At 66.1% G+C, this 15,679-nt stretch carries 12 protein-coding genes and 1 rRNA gene; 1 reads left to right on the top strand and 12 read right to left on the bottom strand.

Translation table 11 applies throughout. From position 1 onward, the window contains the following. Window positions 1-382: 382 nt before the first annotated feature. A 16S ribosomal RNA gene (locus VZC37_RS00005) occupies window positions 383-1,903 on the bottom strand. Window positions 1,904-2,632: 729 nt separating this feature from the next. On the opposite strand from VZC37_RS00005, the gene mftM reads away from it, so the two are divergent. Further along, the gene (gene mftM, locus VZC37_RS00010) at window positions 2,633-3,466 is read left to right on the top strand and encodes a mycofactocin oligosaccharide methyltransferase MftM (RefSeq protein WP_330430371.1); all 834 of its coding nucleotides are present in this window, start codon (window positions 2,633-2,635) and stop codon (window positions 3,464-3,466) included. A gap of 12 nt (window positions 3,467-3,478) precedes the next feature. Here mftM and VZC37_RS00015 read toward each other — a convergent pair whose 3' ends face one another. The 11 genes from VZC37_RS00015 to atpD all read right to left on the bottom strand — a co-directional run bounded on the left by VZC37_RS00015 (window position 3,479) and on the right by atpD (window position 15,649). Further along, on the bottom strand, window positions 3,479-4,141 hold the full coding sequence (locus VZC37_RS00015; RefSeq protein ID WP_330430372.1) for a MadR family response regulator transcription factor: 663 nt from the start codon (window positions 4,139-4,141) through the stop codon (window positions 3,479-3,481). Continuing rightward, window positions 4,138-5,541 (bottom strand): MadS family sensor histidine kinase, encoded by a 1,404-nt coding sequence (locus VZC37_RS00020; protein WP_330430373.1) that lies wholly within the window; start codon window positions 5,539-5,541, stop codon window positions 4,138-4,140. The genes VZC37_RS00015 and VZC37_RS00020 overlap by 4 nt, the downstream gene beginning before the upstream one ends. A gap of 14 nt (window positions 5,542-5,555) precedes the next feature. Further along, window positions 5,556-6,743, bottom strand: coding sequence for an iron-containing alcohol dehydrogenase (locus VZC37_RS00025; RefSeq protein WP_330430374.1), 1,188 nt, complete (start codon window positions 6,741-6,743; stop codon window positions 5,556-5,558). Between the two features lie 95 nt (window positions 6,744-6,838). Then, the gene (gene madC / locus VZC37_RS00030) at window positions 6,839-8,371 is read right to left on the bottom strand and encodes a MadC family VWA domain-containing protein (RefSeq protein ID WP_330431650.1); all 1,533 of its coding nucleotides are present in this window, start codon (window positions 8,369-8,371) and stop codon (window positions 6,839-6,841) included. Window position 8,372: 1 nt separating this feature from the next. Beyond that, window positions 8,373-9,449, bottom strand: coding sequence for a MadB family AAA-type ATPase (locus VZC37_RS00035; RefSeq protein WP_330430375.1), 1,077 nt, complete (start codon window positions 9,447-9,449; stop codon window positions 8,373-8,375). A gap of 112 nt (window positions 9,450-9,561) precedes the next feature. Next, on the bottom strand, window positions 9,562-10,833 hold the full coding sequence (gene mdo / locus VZC37_RS00040; protein WP_330430376.1) for an NDMA-dependent methanol dehydrogenase: 1,272 nt from the start codon (window positions 10,831-10,833) through the stop codon (window positions 9,562-9,564). A gap of 358 nt (window positions 10,834-11,191) precedes the next feature. Next, on the bottom strand, window positions 11,192-12,454 hold the full coding sequence (gene murA, locus VZC37_RS00045) for a UDP-N-acetylglucosamine 1-carboxyvinyltransferase (RefSeq protein WP_330430377.1): 1,263 nt from the start codon (window positions 12,452-12,454) through the stop codon (window positions 11,192-11,194). Window positions 12,455-12,463: 9 nt separating this feature from the next. Further along, window positions 12,464-13,108, bottom strand: coding sequence for a cob(I)yrinic acid a,c-diamide adenosyltransferase (locus VZC37_RS00050; RefSeq protein ID WP_330430378.1), 645 nt, complete (start codon window positions 13,106-13,108; stop codon window positions 12,464-12,466). Window positions 13,109-13,173: 65 nt separating this feature from the next. After that, on the bottom strand, window positions 13,174-13,626 hold the full coding sequence (locus VZC37_RS00055; protein ID WP_330430379.1) for a DUF2550 domain-containing protein: 453 nt from the start codon (window positions 13,624-13,626) through the stop codon (window positions 13,174-13,176). A gap of 184 nt (window positions 13,627-13,810) precedes the next feature. After that, window positions 13,811-14,191 (bottom strand): F0F1 ATP synthase subunit epsilon, encoded by a 381-nt coding sequence (locus VZC37_RS00060; RefSeq protein WP_330430380.1) that lies wholly within the window; start codon window positions 14,189-14,191, stop codon window positions 13,811-13,813. A 9-nt stretch (window positions 14,192-14,200) separates the two neighbouring features. Further along, on the bottom strand, window positions 14,201-15,649 hold the full coding sequence (gene atpD, locus VZC37_RS00065) for a F0F1 ATP synthase subunit beta (RefSeq protein WP_330430381.1): 1,449 nt from the start codon (window positions 15,647-15,649) through the stop codon (window positions 14,201-14,203). Window positions 15,650-15,679 lie beyond the last annotated feature (30 nt).

The raw sequence follows: 15,679 nt of genomic DNA on the forward strand, positions 1-15,679 counted from the left end.
GGGTGGGCCGAAATGAAGGCACCAAAAAACTCGAACAAAACACACAAACCAAAAAACTTGATTCGTCATGCAATGCAAAAAATAAAGATGCTCGCATCCACTATGCACTTCTCAAACAACACACACCCATGTGCGGCCATCCCTCGGGCCCCCATCACAGGGACCGTCAGCGGAACAACCCGCCACCTGGGCAGAGACAACAACGTGTGTTCTCTCAGAACCCCGATAGTGTGATGATGACGCCACCCACTTCACAGCGAGCAGCCATCCGCCGGCGAACCGGCAGATCTGTCTGATGTTTCACCCTCGAGCTCCCCGTGCGGCACATTCGGCCACAATCGGGAGTTCCATGGAGGCAAGCCTCCATGCAAATGCTCCTTAGAAAGGAGGTGATCCAGCCGCACCTTCCGGTACGGCTACCTTGTTACGACTTCGTCCCAATCGCCGATCCCACCTTCGACGGCTCCCTCCACAAGGGTTAGGCCACCGGCTTCGGGTGTTACCGACTTTCATGACGTGACGGGCGGTGTGTACAAGGCCCGGGAACGTATTCACCGCAGCGTTGCTGATCTGCGATTACTAGCGACTCCGACTTCACGGGGTCGAGTTGCAGACCCCGATCCGAACTGAGACCGGCTTTAAGGGATTCGCTCCACCTCACGGTATCGCAGCCCTCTGTACCGGCCATTGTAGCATGTGTGAAGCCCTGGACATAAGGGGCATGATGACTTGACGTCATCCCCACCTTCCTCCGAGTTGACCCCGGCAGTCTCCTGCAAGTCCCCACCATTACGTGCTGGCAATACAGGACAAGGGTTGCGCTCGTTGCGGGACTTAACCCAACATCTCACGACACGAGCTGACGACAGCCATGCACCACCTGTACACCAACCACAAGGGAACGCACATCTCTGTACGCGTCTGGTGTATGTCAAACCCAGGTAAGGTTCTTCGCGTTGCATCGAATTAATCCACATGCTCCGCCGCTTGTGCGGGCCCCCGTCAATTCCTTTGAGTTTTAGCCTTGCGGCCGTACTCCCCAGGCGGGGTACTTAATGCGTTAGCTACGGCACGGAACTCGTGAAATGAGCCCCACACCTAGTACCCACCGTTTACGGCGTGGACTACCAGGGTATCTAATCCTGTTCGCTACCCACGCTTTCGCTCCTCAGCGTCAGTTACTACCCAGAGACCCGCCTTCGCCACCGGTGTTCCTCCTGATATCTGCGCATTTCACCGCTACACCAGGAATTCCAGTCTCCCCTGTAGTACTCAAGTCTGCCCGTATCGCCTGCACGCCTGCAATTGAGTTGCAGAATTTCACAGACGACGCGACAAACCGCCTACGAGCTCTTTACGCCCAGTAATTCCGGACAACGCTCGCACCCTACGTATTACCGCGGCTGCTGGCACGTAGTTGGCCGGTGCTTCTTCTCCAGGTACCGTCACTCGCGCTTCGTCCCTGGTGAAAGAGGTTTACAACCCGAAGGCCGTCATCCCTCACGCGGCGTCGCTGCATCAGGCTTGCGCCCATTGTGCAATATTCCCCACTGCTGCCTCCCGTAGGAGTCTGGGCCGTGTCTCAGTCCCAGTGTGGCCGATCACCCTCTCAGGTCGGCTACCCGTCGTCGCCTTGGTAGGCCATTACCCCACCAACAAGCTGATAGGCCGCGGGCCCATCCCCAACCGCAAAAGCTTTCCACCAAACACCATGCGATGTAAGGTCATATCCGGTATTAGACCCAGTTTCCCAGGCTTATCCCAAAGTCAGGGGCAGATCACCCACGTGTTACTCACCCGTTCGCCACTCGAGTACCCTGCAAGCAGGGCCTTTCCGTTCGACTTGCATGTGTTAAGCACGCCGCCAGCGTTCGTCCTGAGCCAGGATCAAACTCTCCATGAAAACCTATCGAAACACGCCGGCAAACCGACGCAATTTCAACACAATCTCAGTCAGAGAGATAAAGACCTGACCAAACAAAAACTAGCAACACCCACTCATAGAGCAGGTGCTACAAAAAAATCATCCCATATCCAATTCCTTGGACACACGATGCCAATACAATGGCATCAGACAATTCATCAACACACTATCGAGTTCTCAAAGAACACACACCCACCGGCGCTACCCCGGTAAAGGGCGCTGACCAGCAAGTTCTACGTTCTGTTTGGATTCGCCGCCCCGCTCCGGGGCAACTCTTCCAGCCTACCAGACGCTCTTCGCGGTCCGCAACTCTCGGTCGTGGTTCCGATCGGGAGTGTCTGGCAGTCCGAGATTTCGTGCCAGGCGCATGATGCGACCCGGTCGATTTCTCGGGGGCGGTCAGTGCAGAACCCGGTTTCCCTTCCCCTTCGCTCCCCTCTCGGGGCTGTCCGGGGCGGCGCCGTGGCGCGCTGACTTGAAGAAAGTTACGCAGTTGCCCGGCGAGAATCAAATCGCCTGTTCACGCGGCCCCGCCTGACTCATCGACGCAGGTCAGCGGCTTGCGGCAGACAGCGAACGCACGCAAATCCACGGATTGGGACGTCCGTACCCAAGTGTGATCTGCGCCATGAATCCTGCCCATTCGGACAGTCGGAGCGCCCGATCGGACAGTTCCCGCAGGCCACAGCTGTTTCTAGCGTGAAGTGGGTGAGCATCGTCCTCGATCAGCACCCGTCGCGACACCGCATTCGCGTCATGGTCAGTCGGGCAGCGTCTCCTCCACCCGGGTTCCGCCACGGTGGCCGGTTCTCCTGGAGGGTGGACGGCGGGCGTCTGGAGATCTCGCACGACCTCGACGCCACGTCCATCAGCGACTCGACGATGCTCGACGGCCTGCTGCCCTTGGTCGACCTCGGCGTCATCGCCGGCCAGGACATGTTCGAGGAGGCGGCGACCGGCGTGATCCGCAGTGCGGCCGACACCGCACGCGACGCCTGGTCGGCCTTCTACGACAACTCGATCGCCGAGCTGAAGGCCGGCACAGCGCCGTTCTCTGCAATCCACCAGCACGCCCGCGGACTCGTCGTCGGCGCCAGCGTCCTCGAGGTCGGCTCGTGCTTCGGTTTCCTCGCCCTGCAGTTCGCCGACGACGGACACCACGTGCACGCCTGCGACATCTCGCCGGGCGCGGTCGCCATGCTGCGAACACACGCTGCCCGACGTAGGGCATCGGTGAATGCCGTGGTCGGCGACGCGACCGACCTCCCCTTCGAGGACTCCTCGGTGGACACCGTGACCCTGGTCCACCTGCTCGAACATCTCGATGACCATCATGCGATCGCTGCACTCGTCGAGGCCCTGCGGGTGGCATGCCGTCGCGTGGTGGTCGCCGTCCCCTATGAGGAGAACCCGAGCGCGCACTTCGGGCACCGCGTCCGACTCACCCGCGCCGACCTGCAGCGATGGGCATCGACGGTCGACCACGCCGGTGCTCGACTGCTCGACCATCACGGCGGTTGGCTCGTCCTCGCCCCACGCTGAGCGGCGTCGCGTTCAGATCAGCCCGCGTTTGCTCGCGATGTACACCGCGTCCGTCCGCTTGGACACCCCGAGCTTGCGGATGATGTTGCGGATGTGGAACTTGACGGTGGATTCGGAGATGTAGAGCGTCTGCCCGATTCGCTTGTTGGACAAGCCTTCCGCCAGAAGCCGCAGGATCTCCCGCTCGCGCTCGGTCAACGCCTCGGGTGCATCTCCCTCGCCGGAGACCGTGCGGAGGACGATTTCGGCACTGCGGGGGTCGAAGGCGCTGCCGCCGCCGGACACCGCCTGGATCGCCCGGACCAATTCCGTGGTGTCGACGTCTTTGACCACGTAGCCGCGGGCGCCGGCTTTGACGGCGCGGACCACCAGATCTTCGTCGAGGAAGGTCGTGAGCACCAGGGTGGCGACCCCCGGATGGCGCCGCGCGAGCTCGGCGACCAGTCGCAGGCCCTCGTAGTCGGCACCCGCGTTCAGCTTGAGGTCGACCACCACGACATCGGGCCGGCACCGGTTGACCTCGGCAAGCGCGGTGTCCATCGAGGCAGCCTCCCCCACCACCTCGACGACGGTCTCGCGGTCCAGCAGCGACCTCATCCCCTCCCGGAGCAGCGCGTGGTCATCGACCAGCATCGTCCGGATCGCGGCTCCGCTGACGGGTCGGGTCTGGGTCATGACAACTCCTTGGTGTCCGGCGGTCCGGCCGGTCCATCTCCGGTGACAAGCGGGGCCGAACCCGACGGGGCCGATTCGCCGACGTGCGAAGGCCGGGTCGGCACCACCGCCACGATCCGGATACCGCCGAGACGGGATCGGCGTATCCGCAGTTCACCACCCAGTTCCTCGGCACGAGAACGCATGTTGGCGAGCCCTCGATGTCGGCCGGCGGCGAGGTCACCCAGCGAGGTCGTCCGCATGACGCGGCGCACGTGGTCCGGGTCACCGGTGCCGTCGTCGTCGACCGCGATGGTGACCTGGGTGGTCGAGTAGGTCAGCGTGACCGTCACCCCGGCGGCCTGCGCGTGGACCGCCGCGTTGAACAGGGCCTCGCCCGCGATCCGTAGCACCGCGTGCTGGACATCGTCGGCCAGGTCGCGTTCGCGACCGCGGATGACGACGTCGGTGCGCAGGTCCGGCGGCATGTGGAGCGTGCACAGTTCCACCAGCGCATGGCGAACGCTCAAGGACTGCACCCGGCGCGAGTTGTTGAGCGTGGAGATGAATGAACGCAGCTGTTCGACGGCGTCGCGCGTCAACCGGCCCGCAACCTCCAGACGCTCGCCTGCCGGCCCGTCCACCGCACCACGGCACAGTTCGATCTGGACTCCTGCCGACAAGACCGACTGGGTGACCGAGTCGTGCAACTCGCGTGCGATGCGCGACCGTTCTTCGTCCACCACGGTCGCGCGCATCGCCGCCGACAACTCCCGCTGCGTGCGCTCGAGTTCTGCGTTGCGTTCGGCGAGCGCCCGCGCGTGCCGCGAGGTCTCGGAGAAGAGCTCGGCGTTCACCAATGCCACGGTCGCCTGACTCGCCAGAATGCGCAGGACGACGACGTCGGTCGGGTCCACCATCCGGTCGGCGGGCGTCCACACCGACATCCCCCCGACCACCTGCCCGTCGAGTTCCACCGGCACGTGCACATGGTGTTCGTCGATGATCGGGCGGTGCAGCACCTCGTCGTGCCCGCGCAGGAGGTCGTTGAGTCGGTTGAGGACCTGATCGGGCAGGTCGGCGGGCACGTTCGCGAATTGTGACCCCTCGAACGCGAACGGTGTGCCCTCCCGCGAGAGGATGACGTGCCGCGGAGCCGTCTGTTCGAGCTGACCGTCGGCCAGCGCGAACAGCGCCCATTGCGCGCCGAGGTGGTCGCGGGCCGCGTCGACGACGGCGACGACCAAGGCCTCCGGCCCCTCCGCGGTGCGGACCAGGGCCCGCGAGATCCGGTCGAGCGCTCCGATCACCCGGGTCAGTCGCGCCTCGACCCCGCGATACTGGGCGTAGTGGCTGCCCTTCACGGTGCGCAGGCCCACCAGCGTGGCGAGATCGGGCTCGAGGCCCGGCGCGTCGCTCATCGTTGCCACACCACCTACAACGCCTGCTCATACAGGTCGTGGATACCGGCCGGCACGGGACGACGCGGGTTGGTGGTCATGCAGGAGTCCGCCAGCGCGTGGGTGGTCAGCCGGTCCAGGTCGACCGCCTGCACGCCCAACGGACTCAGCGTCTCGGGCATCCCGACCCGACCGGCGAGAGCGGCCACCGCGTCGGCCAGCCGGTCCGCGACCGCACGCGCGGAGCCGTCCGTGGACAGACCGATCGATCCGGCGAGGTCGATGAAGTCGTCGGCACACACCTGCGCGTTGTAGCGGATCACATGCGGCAGCAGCACCGAGTTGATCGATCCGTGCGGAGCGTCGCAGTGACCGCCGACCGGGTGGCTCATCGCGTGGGTCGCACCCAGGATCGCGTTGGTGAACGCCATTCCCGCCTGCAACGAGGCCAGCGACATCTCGGCGCCGGCCGCCGCATCGTGGGGGTCGTTGACCAGGCGTTCCAGGTTGTGCCACACAGTCGCGATGGACTCGAGGGCGAGGGCGTCGGTGAGCCGGCCACGGGCCAGCGACACGTATGCCTCGACACAGTGGGTCAGCACGTCCATCCCGGACTGGGCGGCGACCTCCGGCGGCACGGTGGTCAGCATGACCGGGTCGATCACCGTGACATCGGGAACCAGCGCCCGGCCGATGATGGTGATCTTGGTGCGGCGCTCGGCGTCGTTGATGATGCAGAACTGCGAGACGTCCGACCCGCTGCCCGCCGTGGTCGGGACCGCGACGACCGGCGGCAGAGGGCGTGGTGCCTTGTCGATTCCCTCGTACTCGAGGATGTGGCCGCCGTTGGCGGCGAGCACGGCCACGCCCTTGGCCGCGTCGATCACCGAGCCGCCGCCGAGCGCGACGAGACCGTCGGAGTCGTGGGCCCGGTAGGCCAGAAAGGCCTCGGCGATCTCCGCTGCGCGAGGATTCGGCGAGATGTCCAGGAACGACCCCGCGGCGAGACCGCTGCCGCGCAGATCGTCCATGACCTGGGCGTACCACGGGGTGTGCTGCAGGTGACGGTCGGAGATCACGAACGGTCGGCGTAGACCGAGGTTGGACGTCGCCGTCGAGACCTCCGCGATCGCTTGCGGACCGATGATGATCTCGGGCGTGTGGAACTTCGACACCCGCGTGAGGGGACGTCTGGTGGTGCGTCCCGGGAGGACACCCGTCATCTCTTCATCATCCTCTTCGGCATCCTCACTGGTGTCGACTCGGCGGTGTCGACTCTTCTGGGGGGCGCGGTCGCCTGAGCCGACGGTAGTCGCGTCTACCCGAGCGCGGCCCCGAGTTCGTCGCACCGACCGACCATCTCTGCGCCGTCCCTGGCACTCACCACGCCACCGCAGAACTGCGCGTAGGCCGACAGCGCGCATCCGGTCTGGGACCAGTAGCGGGAGGGTTCCGGCGTCACCCAGGCCACGCGGTGGGTGCGGCGCGACAGCTCGGCCATCAGGTCGAGGCGGGGGTCGAAGCCGTTGCTGCGTGCGTCCCCGACCATCAGCACCGAGGTCCGACGGGTGAGCAGGTCACCGAAGTCGCCGAGCAGTCCGGCGAACAGCTGCCCATAATCGCTGGTCGCGGCGAGGTCCAGCCCGTCGGCCGACAGCACCGCGGCCAGCGCGCGGTCGGCGTGCGCGGTCCGCAGTGTGGTCGTCACCAGGACCGGCCGGTCGACGAACGCCACGACCTCGCATCGATCGCCCAAGCGGTGCAATGTCTGCGCCAATCGGAGGACGAACCCGGTGACCGGGCGTACCGACAACGACACGTCGACGACCACCAACAGACGCACCGGTCCGGGACGAGAACGTCTCCGCCACAACGCGATCGGCACACCGTCCGTCGCCACCGAGGCGCGCATGGTGTGTCGGATGTCGAGGGCGCCGCGATCGAACCGACCGACGGAACGTCGCGGCGCGCCACGCAGCCGCGCAACCAAACGATGGCAGGCGCGGTCGATGTCGGCCTGATCGGAGGCGACCCGCTGGTCGGGGTCGTCGGCGTGATCCCGTATCGGCAGGGACTCCAGGCGCGCCGACAACGCATCGATGAATGCCGACAGCGCCGATTCCAGCTCCGCGAGGCCGCGCTCGTCGAGTCCTTCCGCACCGTCGGGCCCGTAGGCGTACCGGGCATCACAGGCATCCAGGGCGCGCAGAATCCCGGCTGCGTCGGTGATCCCGATCGGCGTTCCACGTACCCGTGTCGAGGCCCCGACCAACTCCCCGACCTCGCCGGAATCCGCCTTGTCCACCTCGACGGTGTAGGTGACACCGCCGGCCACCGAACCGCCGTCGACATCGACATCGAGCCGGTCGGTCCCAGACGACACCGAGAAGTCGTTCTCCTCCCGATGCGCGCTCTCGGCGTGACGCTCCCCCGCGTCGGGATCGTCGATCATCCAGTCGCCGATCTCGTCGGTGTGCTCGTCCGCTCCGATCATCCGCGCCGCACCGGTGAAATCCTCATCCCACCGGAGTTCGGCCGGCAGCTCCGCCGCGACTCCGCGCGGCCGCGGCATCTCCTGCTCGCCAGCCCTACCCGCGGCGTTGGCGAAGAAGAGCCAGAACACCCGCTCGAAAGCATCCGACTCATACGCATACTTCACGCAGACGCTGCGCAATCCGGCGGCGAGCACGGCCAGATCACGCGCCCCCACGATCGCCATCACGCGCCGGACCTCGATGACCTCCGCCGGTGAGGCCTCGACTCCGTGCATCCGCAAGGCACGCCCGAAGGCGACAGCCAGACGATCGAGTGTGCGATCGCGCACGCCGCGGACGGTGCTCACCCCGACCATGTCAGCGGCGCGCACTCAGGGCCGCGCTACGGGCACGCCCCGCACCGAACGCGGTCGCGGTGACCGACCCCGACGGTGTCGAACCGTCGACGCCGACCATCCGATCCACCGACGAACCACGGTCCGTCGTCGACAATTCTCGGCGCACGAGTTCGAGATCCGTACCGAACTTCACCAGCAGTGCGAGCAGCGCGCGCTCGTGAGCGTCGGGATCACTCGAATCGGTTTCCTGCAGATAGGACGCCGCCCGGCACGCATCGATGACCTCCGCGATCGACGGACTCTTGCGCAGCGGGAGCTCACGCAAGCGCCGCGCCAGCGCGACGACCTCGCCGATCACCGATTCCTCCACGTCAGGTGCGCGTACCGCCACGATGCGCCGTTCCCGGTCGGCGCTCGGGTAGTCGACCTGGAAGTGCAGGCACCGCCGCTTGAGCGCAGCCGACAGCTCACGGGTGTCGTTGGAGGTCAAGATGACCCACGGCGCCGACCGCGCCGTGAACGTCCCCAGTTCGGGAACCGTCACCTGCCGTTCGGCGAGCACCTCGAGCATCACCGCCTCCATCGACTCGTCGGTGCGGTCGATCTCGTCGACGAGCAACACGGTCGGTGTGGGCGACATGATCGCCGCGAGCAGCGGACGCGCGACGAGGAAGTCCTCCGTGTAGACACCGACGTCGGTCCGGGCAAGAGCGGCCGACGCGGCCGCGAGGCTGGTCTGCGCGGCGAGTTCTGCCCCGATCCGGTCGCGCAGCATCTGCACATGCAGCAACTGGCGGGCGTAGTCCCACTCGTAGAGCGCCCGCGAATCATCAAGGCCCTCATGACATTGCAGCCGGATCAGCTCGCGCCCCGACGCTGCCGCCAGCGCCTTGGCGAGTTCGGTCTTACCCACGCCCGCCGGCCCCTCGAGCAGCAGCGGACGGTCCAGGATCGTCGCGAGGTGGACGACCACCGCGAGGTCGTCGTCGATCAGGTATCCCTGTGCGCTCAGTGCGTCGCGGAGCGTGTCCACCGATTCGAACACGGCGTCGACCGGTGGGTCGTATGCGGCGTCCGCCGCGGGAAAATCGGGCATCGGCTTGCTCTTTCGGGTCGACGGTCGGCACCGCGGCTGGGCCGACGCACGGTTGACGAAGGAGGCCCGGGGAAGGCGGGGGCAGCCTTCCCCGGACCGGTCTGCCCGCGGGTCAGTACGACCCGGTGAACGCGTGACCCACCATCGGGATGAGCGATTCGACGGTGCTCTCGCGGGGATTGCCGGGCGTGCACCAGTCGTCCATCATGTGCTCGGCGATCGCACGGACCTGCTTGTCGGAGGTGTCCATGGTCTCGCCGCGACCCTCGTACTTGCCGGTGTTCATCCGGTTCTTCTCGTAGCTGTTCACGCTGAGCTGACCGAAGTTGTCCGGGATGCCGAGGTCCTTGGACAGTCGGATCGCTTCCTCGACGGCGGCGTCGGCGGCCTGCACGGTCGTCATCTTGCTGGTGTCGACACCCATCAGGGCGGCGATCTCGGCATACCGCTCGAAGCGTGACGGCAGGTTGTACTCCCAGACACGCGGCAACGCGATCGCATTGTTGAGGCCGTGGTGGCTGTCGTAGAAAGCGCTGACCGCGTGCGACAGTGAGTGCACCAATCCGAGCCCACCGGAGTTGAACGCCTGTGCGGCAATGTATTGCGCGTGCATCATGCCGGTGCGCGCCGCGAGATTGCGCGGATCGTAGACCGCGGTGCGCAGGTGGTCGCGGATGAGTTCGATCGAGTACTTCGCATTGCCCAGGGACGGGGCGAAGTCCAGACGGGAGACGTACGGCTCGCTCGCGTGGGCCAGGACGTCGAATCCGCAGAACGCCGTGAAATGCTCGGGGCACGAGTAGTACAGGAGCGGGTCATCCATCGCCAGGTCGACGAGACAGGTGTCGTCGAAGGCCACCCACTTGTGTGGCTTGTTCATGTCCGACGTGTCGGTGATGACGTAGGCCCACGACGTCTCCGAGCCGGTGCCTGCCGTCGTGGAGACCGCGATGTGCTTCGGGTTCTCCTTGTTGGTCGCCTTCGAGAAGCCCTCGAACTCGTTGATGTTCCGTCCGTCGTGCGCGATCACCATGCGCGCACCCTTGGCGGCGTCGTGACTGGAACCGCCACCGACAGAGATGATCCCGTCGCACTTCTCGGACTGATACAGGGCGGCCGCGTCCATGCAGTTGTAGTCCTTGGGGTTGGACTCCACCTTGTCGAACAGCACGACGTCGACGCCCTGGTACTCGATCTTGCCGATGAGTTCTTCGATGATCCCCGAGCCGCGCAGACCGGTGGTCATCAGCAGCGCCCTCGTCATGCCGAGGTCCTTGGCCTCGACGCCGAGCATGTCGTGCGCCCCGACACCGAGTTTCGCCTTCGGGAATGGATGGAACTCCTTGATCGGGAAGTCCCAGATCTGGTTGAGCTCGATGGCCATGGAATGCTCCTTGTCGACGGTCCTGTGACGACGAATCGTGCTGTCCCATCGAGAATGTTCCGTGCGTCACACGGCCGACAAGGCCTCCTGACCCTCGGCGACGCAGCTTCGCCCGCCGGGTGAGTGCATCACCTGTCCGGTCGGATAGGTGCGCGCTAAGTCTGGGGAGGACCTGACCTTGCGAAGGGTCGTCACCACCAGCTCCCTGATTAGCACCGGAGATCGTCACCACCCGCTCCCTGAGGAGACCCGGAGCCTGCGAAGGGTCGTCACCACCAGCTCCCTGAGGAGACCCGGAGCCTGCGAAGGGTCGTCACGAAGGGCCGCCCTTCGTGACACTCGGCTAGCGCCTCGCTCCTCAGGGAGCGGCGGTCACGCGCTCGATCTCACCGCCGAGACGGCGCAGGTTCTCCACGAACCGGGGGTAGCCGCGGTCGATGTGTTCGACGTCGTGGACCTCGGTCACCCCGTCGGCGACGAGACCCGCGAGCACCAGACCGGCTCCGGCACGGATGTCGGAGCACCAGACGGGTGCGCTGGACAACTTTTCGATTCCGCGCAGCACGGCGTGATGACCGTCGGTGCGGGCATCGGCACCGAGCCGGACCATCTCCTCGACGAACCGGAACCGCGCCTCGAAGACGTTCTCGGTGATCACCGACATCCCCTCGGCGATCGCGGCCATGCCGATGGCCATCGGCTGCAGGTCGGTGGGAAATCCGGGGAACGGCAGAGTCGACACGTTGACCGCTATGGGTCGGCGGTCCTGACGCACCCGGAAGCCGTTGTCGAACCGGTCGACCGTCGCGCCGGCATCCCCTAGTTTGTTCAGCACCAGCTGCAGATGGTCGGGTGACACCCCGTGCACCGTGACGTCGCCGCGGGTCATCACCGCGGCGATCCCCCATGTCGCGCCGACGATGCGGTCACCGACGACGCGGTGGGTCGTCGGGCTCAGGCGATCGACGCCGGTGACGGTCAGTGTCGGCGAACCCGCGCCCTCGATCTTCGCGCCCATCTGCTGCAACATCACACACAGGTCCACGATCTCGGGTTCGCGGGCGGCATTGTCGATCACGGTCACCCCGTCGGCGAGCACCGCGGCCATCAGGATGTTCTCGGTGGCACCGACGGACGGGAACTCGAGCGCGACGGGCGCTCCCACGAGTGCATCCGCCTCGGCGACGACACACCCGTGCTCGATCGAACTGTGCGCGCCCAGCGCACGCAGACCGGCCTGGTGCATGTCGAGCGGACGCGAGCCGATCGCATCGCCGCCCGGCAGCGCGACAACCGCGCGGTGGCATCGCGCCATCAGGGGTCCGAGCACGCAAACCGAGGCACGGAACTGCTTGACTGCGTCGAAGTCTGCGTGGAACTTGGGCTCCGCGGGTGCGTCGATGGTCACGGTGTCACCATCGACGGTCACCACCGCCCCGAGACCCCGTAGTACGTCGGCCATCAGCGGGACGTCGGCGATCTCCGGGGAGTTCGTCAGCGTGGTGGTGCCTTCGGCGAGCAGCGCGGCGGCCATCAGCTTCAGCACGCTGTTCTTGGCCCCACCCACCGAGACCTCTCCCGCGAGCCGGGCACCTCCCGACACCAGAAAACGATCACTCACGCTGCCACCTTAGCGGTCGCGCTCGCTGTCTCCGGCCGCACCGCGACCGCCACGGACCGGTGGGCGCCGACGATCGCCGCCCGGCACCCATTTGACGTCCCCGTCGCCGAGTGGCGGACGGTTCGCCACGCGCGAGAGGATGAACAGCAGGTCGGACAGCCGGTTGAGATAGCGCGCCGGCAGGACACTGGTCGCGTCGGGATCGGCATCGACCGCCGCCCACGCCGACCGCTCGGCGCGGCGGGCGACGGTTCGCGCCTGATGCAGCAGGGCACTCAGCCGAGTCCCACCGGGCAGGATGAACGAGTCGAGCGACGGCAGATCCGCGCCGAACTCGTCACACCAGGCCTCGAGTGCGTCGATGTAGTCCTGTTCGATACGCAGCGGCGGGTACTCGGGGTTCTCGACCACTGGTGTCGACAGATCCGCCCCGGCGTCGAACAGATCGTTCTGTACGGTCTCGAGAACGTCGGCGACAGCGGCGGGAACGTCGTCACCGAGCGCCAGCGCCACCCCGATGACGGCGTTGGCCTCGTCGCAGTCGGCATATGCCGCGACTCGCACGTCGGTCTTGGGAACCCGCGAGAAGTCGCTGAGACCGGTTGTCCCGTCGTCTCCGGTCCGCGTGTAGATGCGCGTGAGATGAACCGCCATGTCCCGAATCTACTGCCCGCCGGTTCCGCGGGAGGGTGCAGGGCGCCGGTGCGGATACCAGTTGGTCAGGCGCTGCGGCGGCGCTGGGGGCGCTGCGAGCGCTTGGACTGCCGGGACTCGAGCCACGACTGGAACGCGGTCACCCCGCCCGGCGCCATCGCCAGCTCGTAGGCACGACCTTCGTCGTCGGCGCCGGCGCCGAGCTCCAGGATCACCATGCCTTCGAGGATGTCGGATTCCGAGCCGAAGGGCCGACGGCGACCGGTGATCTCGATCGATTGGCGAACCAGGGTCCGGGTCGGTCCGGGTCGCAGCGCGGTCAGCCGGAAGTAGCGCAGGGCGTCGTCGCTGTAGTGAACGGTGCCGTGGCGCCAACCTTCGTCGTCGGCGGCCGGGATCTGGCGGAGCAACACCGGGGTGCCCATGCGGCGCAGTTGACTGAGCCGGTACGCGAGCAGGCCACAGACGAGCAGCGCAACGCCCAGCAGCACACCGAGCAGGATCGCAACGAACGACACCAGGCGTACCTCCCGGGAGTGGCCGCGGTGGGGGCTGAGAGCGCTACGTGGGCTGACGAGCGCCGGGTGAGTCGAGGGACTCGATCACGGCCGTTCCTCTCACCAGCATGCCAGACGCGAGACGACGAAACGACGACGGCCGGTCACCGCCGTTTGGCGGTGACCGGCCGTCGTGCCGATCGTTCTACTTGCTCGCGTGTTCGGCCGCGACCAATCGCGAATGTGCGCGGTTGTACTCGTCGCTTCCGGGTTCGGCCTGCTCCATCGCCGCCTTCTCGGCGGCGGCGTCGATGCCGTCGGCCCACTGCGCCGACTCGGCGAGAATCGTCACCGTCTCGCCGGTGACCGACAGGAACCCGCCCTGCACGGCCAGCGAACGACGGCCTTCGTTCTCGTCGTCGATCACCACGAAACCACCCGGGACCAGCTGGCCCAGCAGCGGTTCGTGATTGGCGAGCACACCCAGCTCACCGGATGTGGTCTCCGCGATGACGAAGGTGGCCTCTCCCGAGTACAGCTTGTCGTCGGCCGCGACGACCTCGACGTGGAAGGACTTCTCAGCCATGGCGATCCGCTACTTTCCGGCGATCTTGGCGGCGGCGGCCTCCACGTCGTCGAGTCCACCGCAGCTGTTGAACGCCTGCTCGGGCAGGTGGTCGAACTCGCCCTTGCACACACGGTCGAAGGCCTCGATGGTGTCGGCGAGCGGGACGACCGAGCCCTTTGCGCCGGTGAACTTCTCGGCGACGAGGAAGTTCTGGCCGAGGAACTTCTGGATACGGCGTGCGCGCTGCACGGTCACCTTGTCCTCTTCGGACAGCTCGTCCATACCGAGGATGGCGATGATGTCCTGCAGTTCCTTGTACTTCTGCAGGATCTGCTTGACCTCGTTGGCGACGCGGAAGTGCTCGTCACCGACGATCGAGGCCTCGAGGATGCGCGAGGTCGAGGTCAGCGGGTCCACGGCCGGGTAGATACCCAGCTGCGAGATCGGACGCGAGAGCTCGGTGGTCGCATCGAGGTGCGCGAACGTGGTGGCCGGCGCCGGGTCGGTGTAGTCGTCGGCGGGCACGTAGATGGCCTGCAGCGAGGTGATCGAACGACCCTTGGTCGAGGTGATCCGCTCCTGCAGCTCACCCATCTCGTCGGCCAGGGTGGGCTGGTAGCCCACCGCGGACGGCATACGACCGAGGAGGGTGGAGACCTCCGAGCCGGCCTGGGTGAACCGGAAGATGTTGTCGATGAACAGCAGCACGTCCTGGTGCTTCACATCGCGGAAGTACTCCGCCATGGTCAGCGCCGACAGGGCGACGCGCATACGCGTGCCCGGCGGCTCGTCCATCTGGCCGAACACCAACGCGGTGTCCTGGAGAACGCCCATCTCCTCCATCTCGAGGTGGAGGTCGGTGCCCTCACGGGTGCGCTCACCGACGCCGGCGAACACCGAGGTACCCGAGAACTCGCGGGCGATACGGGTGATCATCTCCTGGATGAGGACCGTCTTGCCCACACCGGCGCCACCGAACAGGCCGATCTTGCCGCCCTTGACGTACGGGGTCAGCAGGTCGATGACCTTGATGCCGGTCTCGAGGATCTCGGTCTTGCCCTCGAGCTCGTCGAAGGCCGGCGGCTTGCGGTGGATGCTCCACTGCTCGCCGTCACGACCGAGACCCGGGGTGTCGAGGCAATCGCCGAGAGCGTTGAACACGTGGCCCTTCACCTGGTCACCGACCGGGACCACGATGGACTTGCCGGTGTCGCTCACCGCGGCCCCACGAACCAGACCGTCGGTCGGCTGCATGGAGATGGTGCGCACGAGGTTGTCGCCGAGGTGCTGGGCGACCTCGAGGGTCAGGGTCTTGGCCACGGCTTCGAGGTTGACCTCGGCGTGCAGCGCGTTGAACAGGTCTGGGATCGAGCCGCGCGGGAACTCGACGTCGACGACCGGGCCGATGATGCGGACGACGCGGCCGTCGGACGACCCCGCCTTGTTCTCCGAGGGGGTGGTTACTGCTGCGGTCATTGTCGTTGGGTCACTTCCTCTTTGGGTCAA

This window comes from Gordonia sesuvii (assembly GCF_036350415.1).
GTDB lineage: Bacteria > Actinomycetota > Actinomycetes > Mycobacteriales > Mycobacteriaceae > Gordonia > Gordonia sesuvii.

Coding starts and splice junctions, on each gene's coding strand:
- VZC37_RS00035 (WP_330430375.1), bottom strand. CDS start 9,449: ATGCCCGATTTTCCCGCGGCGGACGCCGCATACGACCCACCGGTCGAC.
- VZC37_RS00025 (WP_330430374.1), bottom strand. CDS start 6,743: ATGACGGGTGTCCTCCCGGGACGCACCACCAGACGTCCCCTCACGCGG.
- VZC37_RS00060 (WP_330430380.1), bottom strand. CDS start 14,191: ATGGCTGAGAAGTCCTTCCACGTCGAGGTCGTCGCGGCCGACGACAAG.
- madC (WP_330431650.1), bottom strand. CDS start 8,371: ATGGTCGGGGTGAGCACCGTCCGCGGCGTGCGCGATCGCACACTCGAT.
- atpD (WP_330430381.1), bottom strand. CDS start 15,649: ATGACCGCAGCAGTAACCACCCCCTCGGAGAACAAGGCGGGGTCGTCC.
- VZC37_RS00050 (WP_330430378.1), bottom strand. CDS start 13,108: ATGGCGGTTCATCTCACGCGCATCTACACGCGGACCGGAGACGACGGG.
- mdo (WP_330430376.1), bottom strand. CDS start 10,833: ATGGCCATCGAGCTCAACCAGATCTGGGACTTCCCGATCAAGGAGTTC.
- VZC37_RS00015 (WP_330430372.1), bottom strand. CDS start 4,141: ATGACCCAGACCCGACCCGTCAGCGGAGCCGCGATCCGGACGATGCTG.
- VZC37_RS00020 (WP_330430373.1), bottom strand. CDS start 5,541: ATGAGCGACGCGCCGGGCCTCGAGCCCGATCTCGCCACGCTGGTGGGC.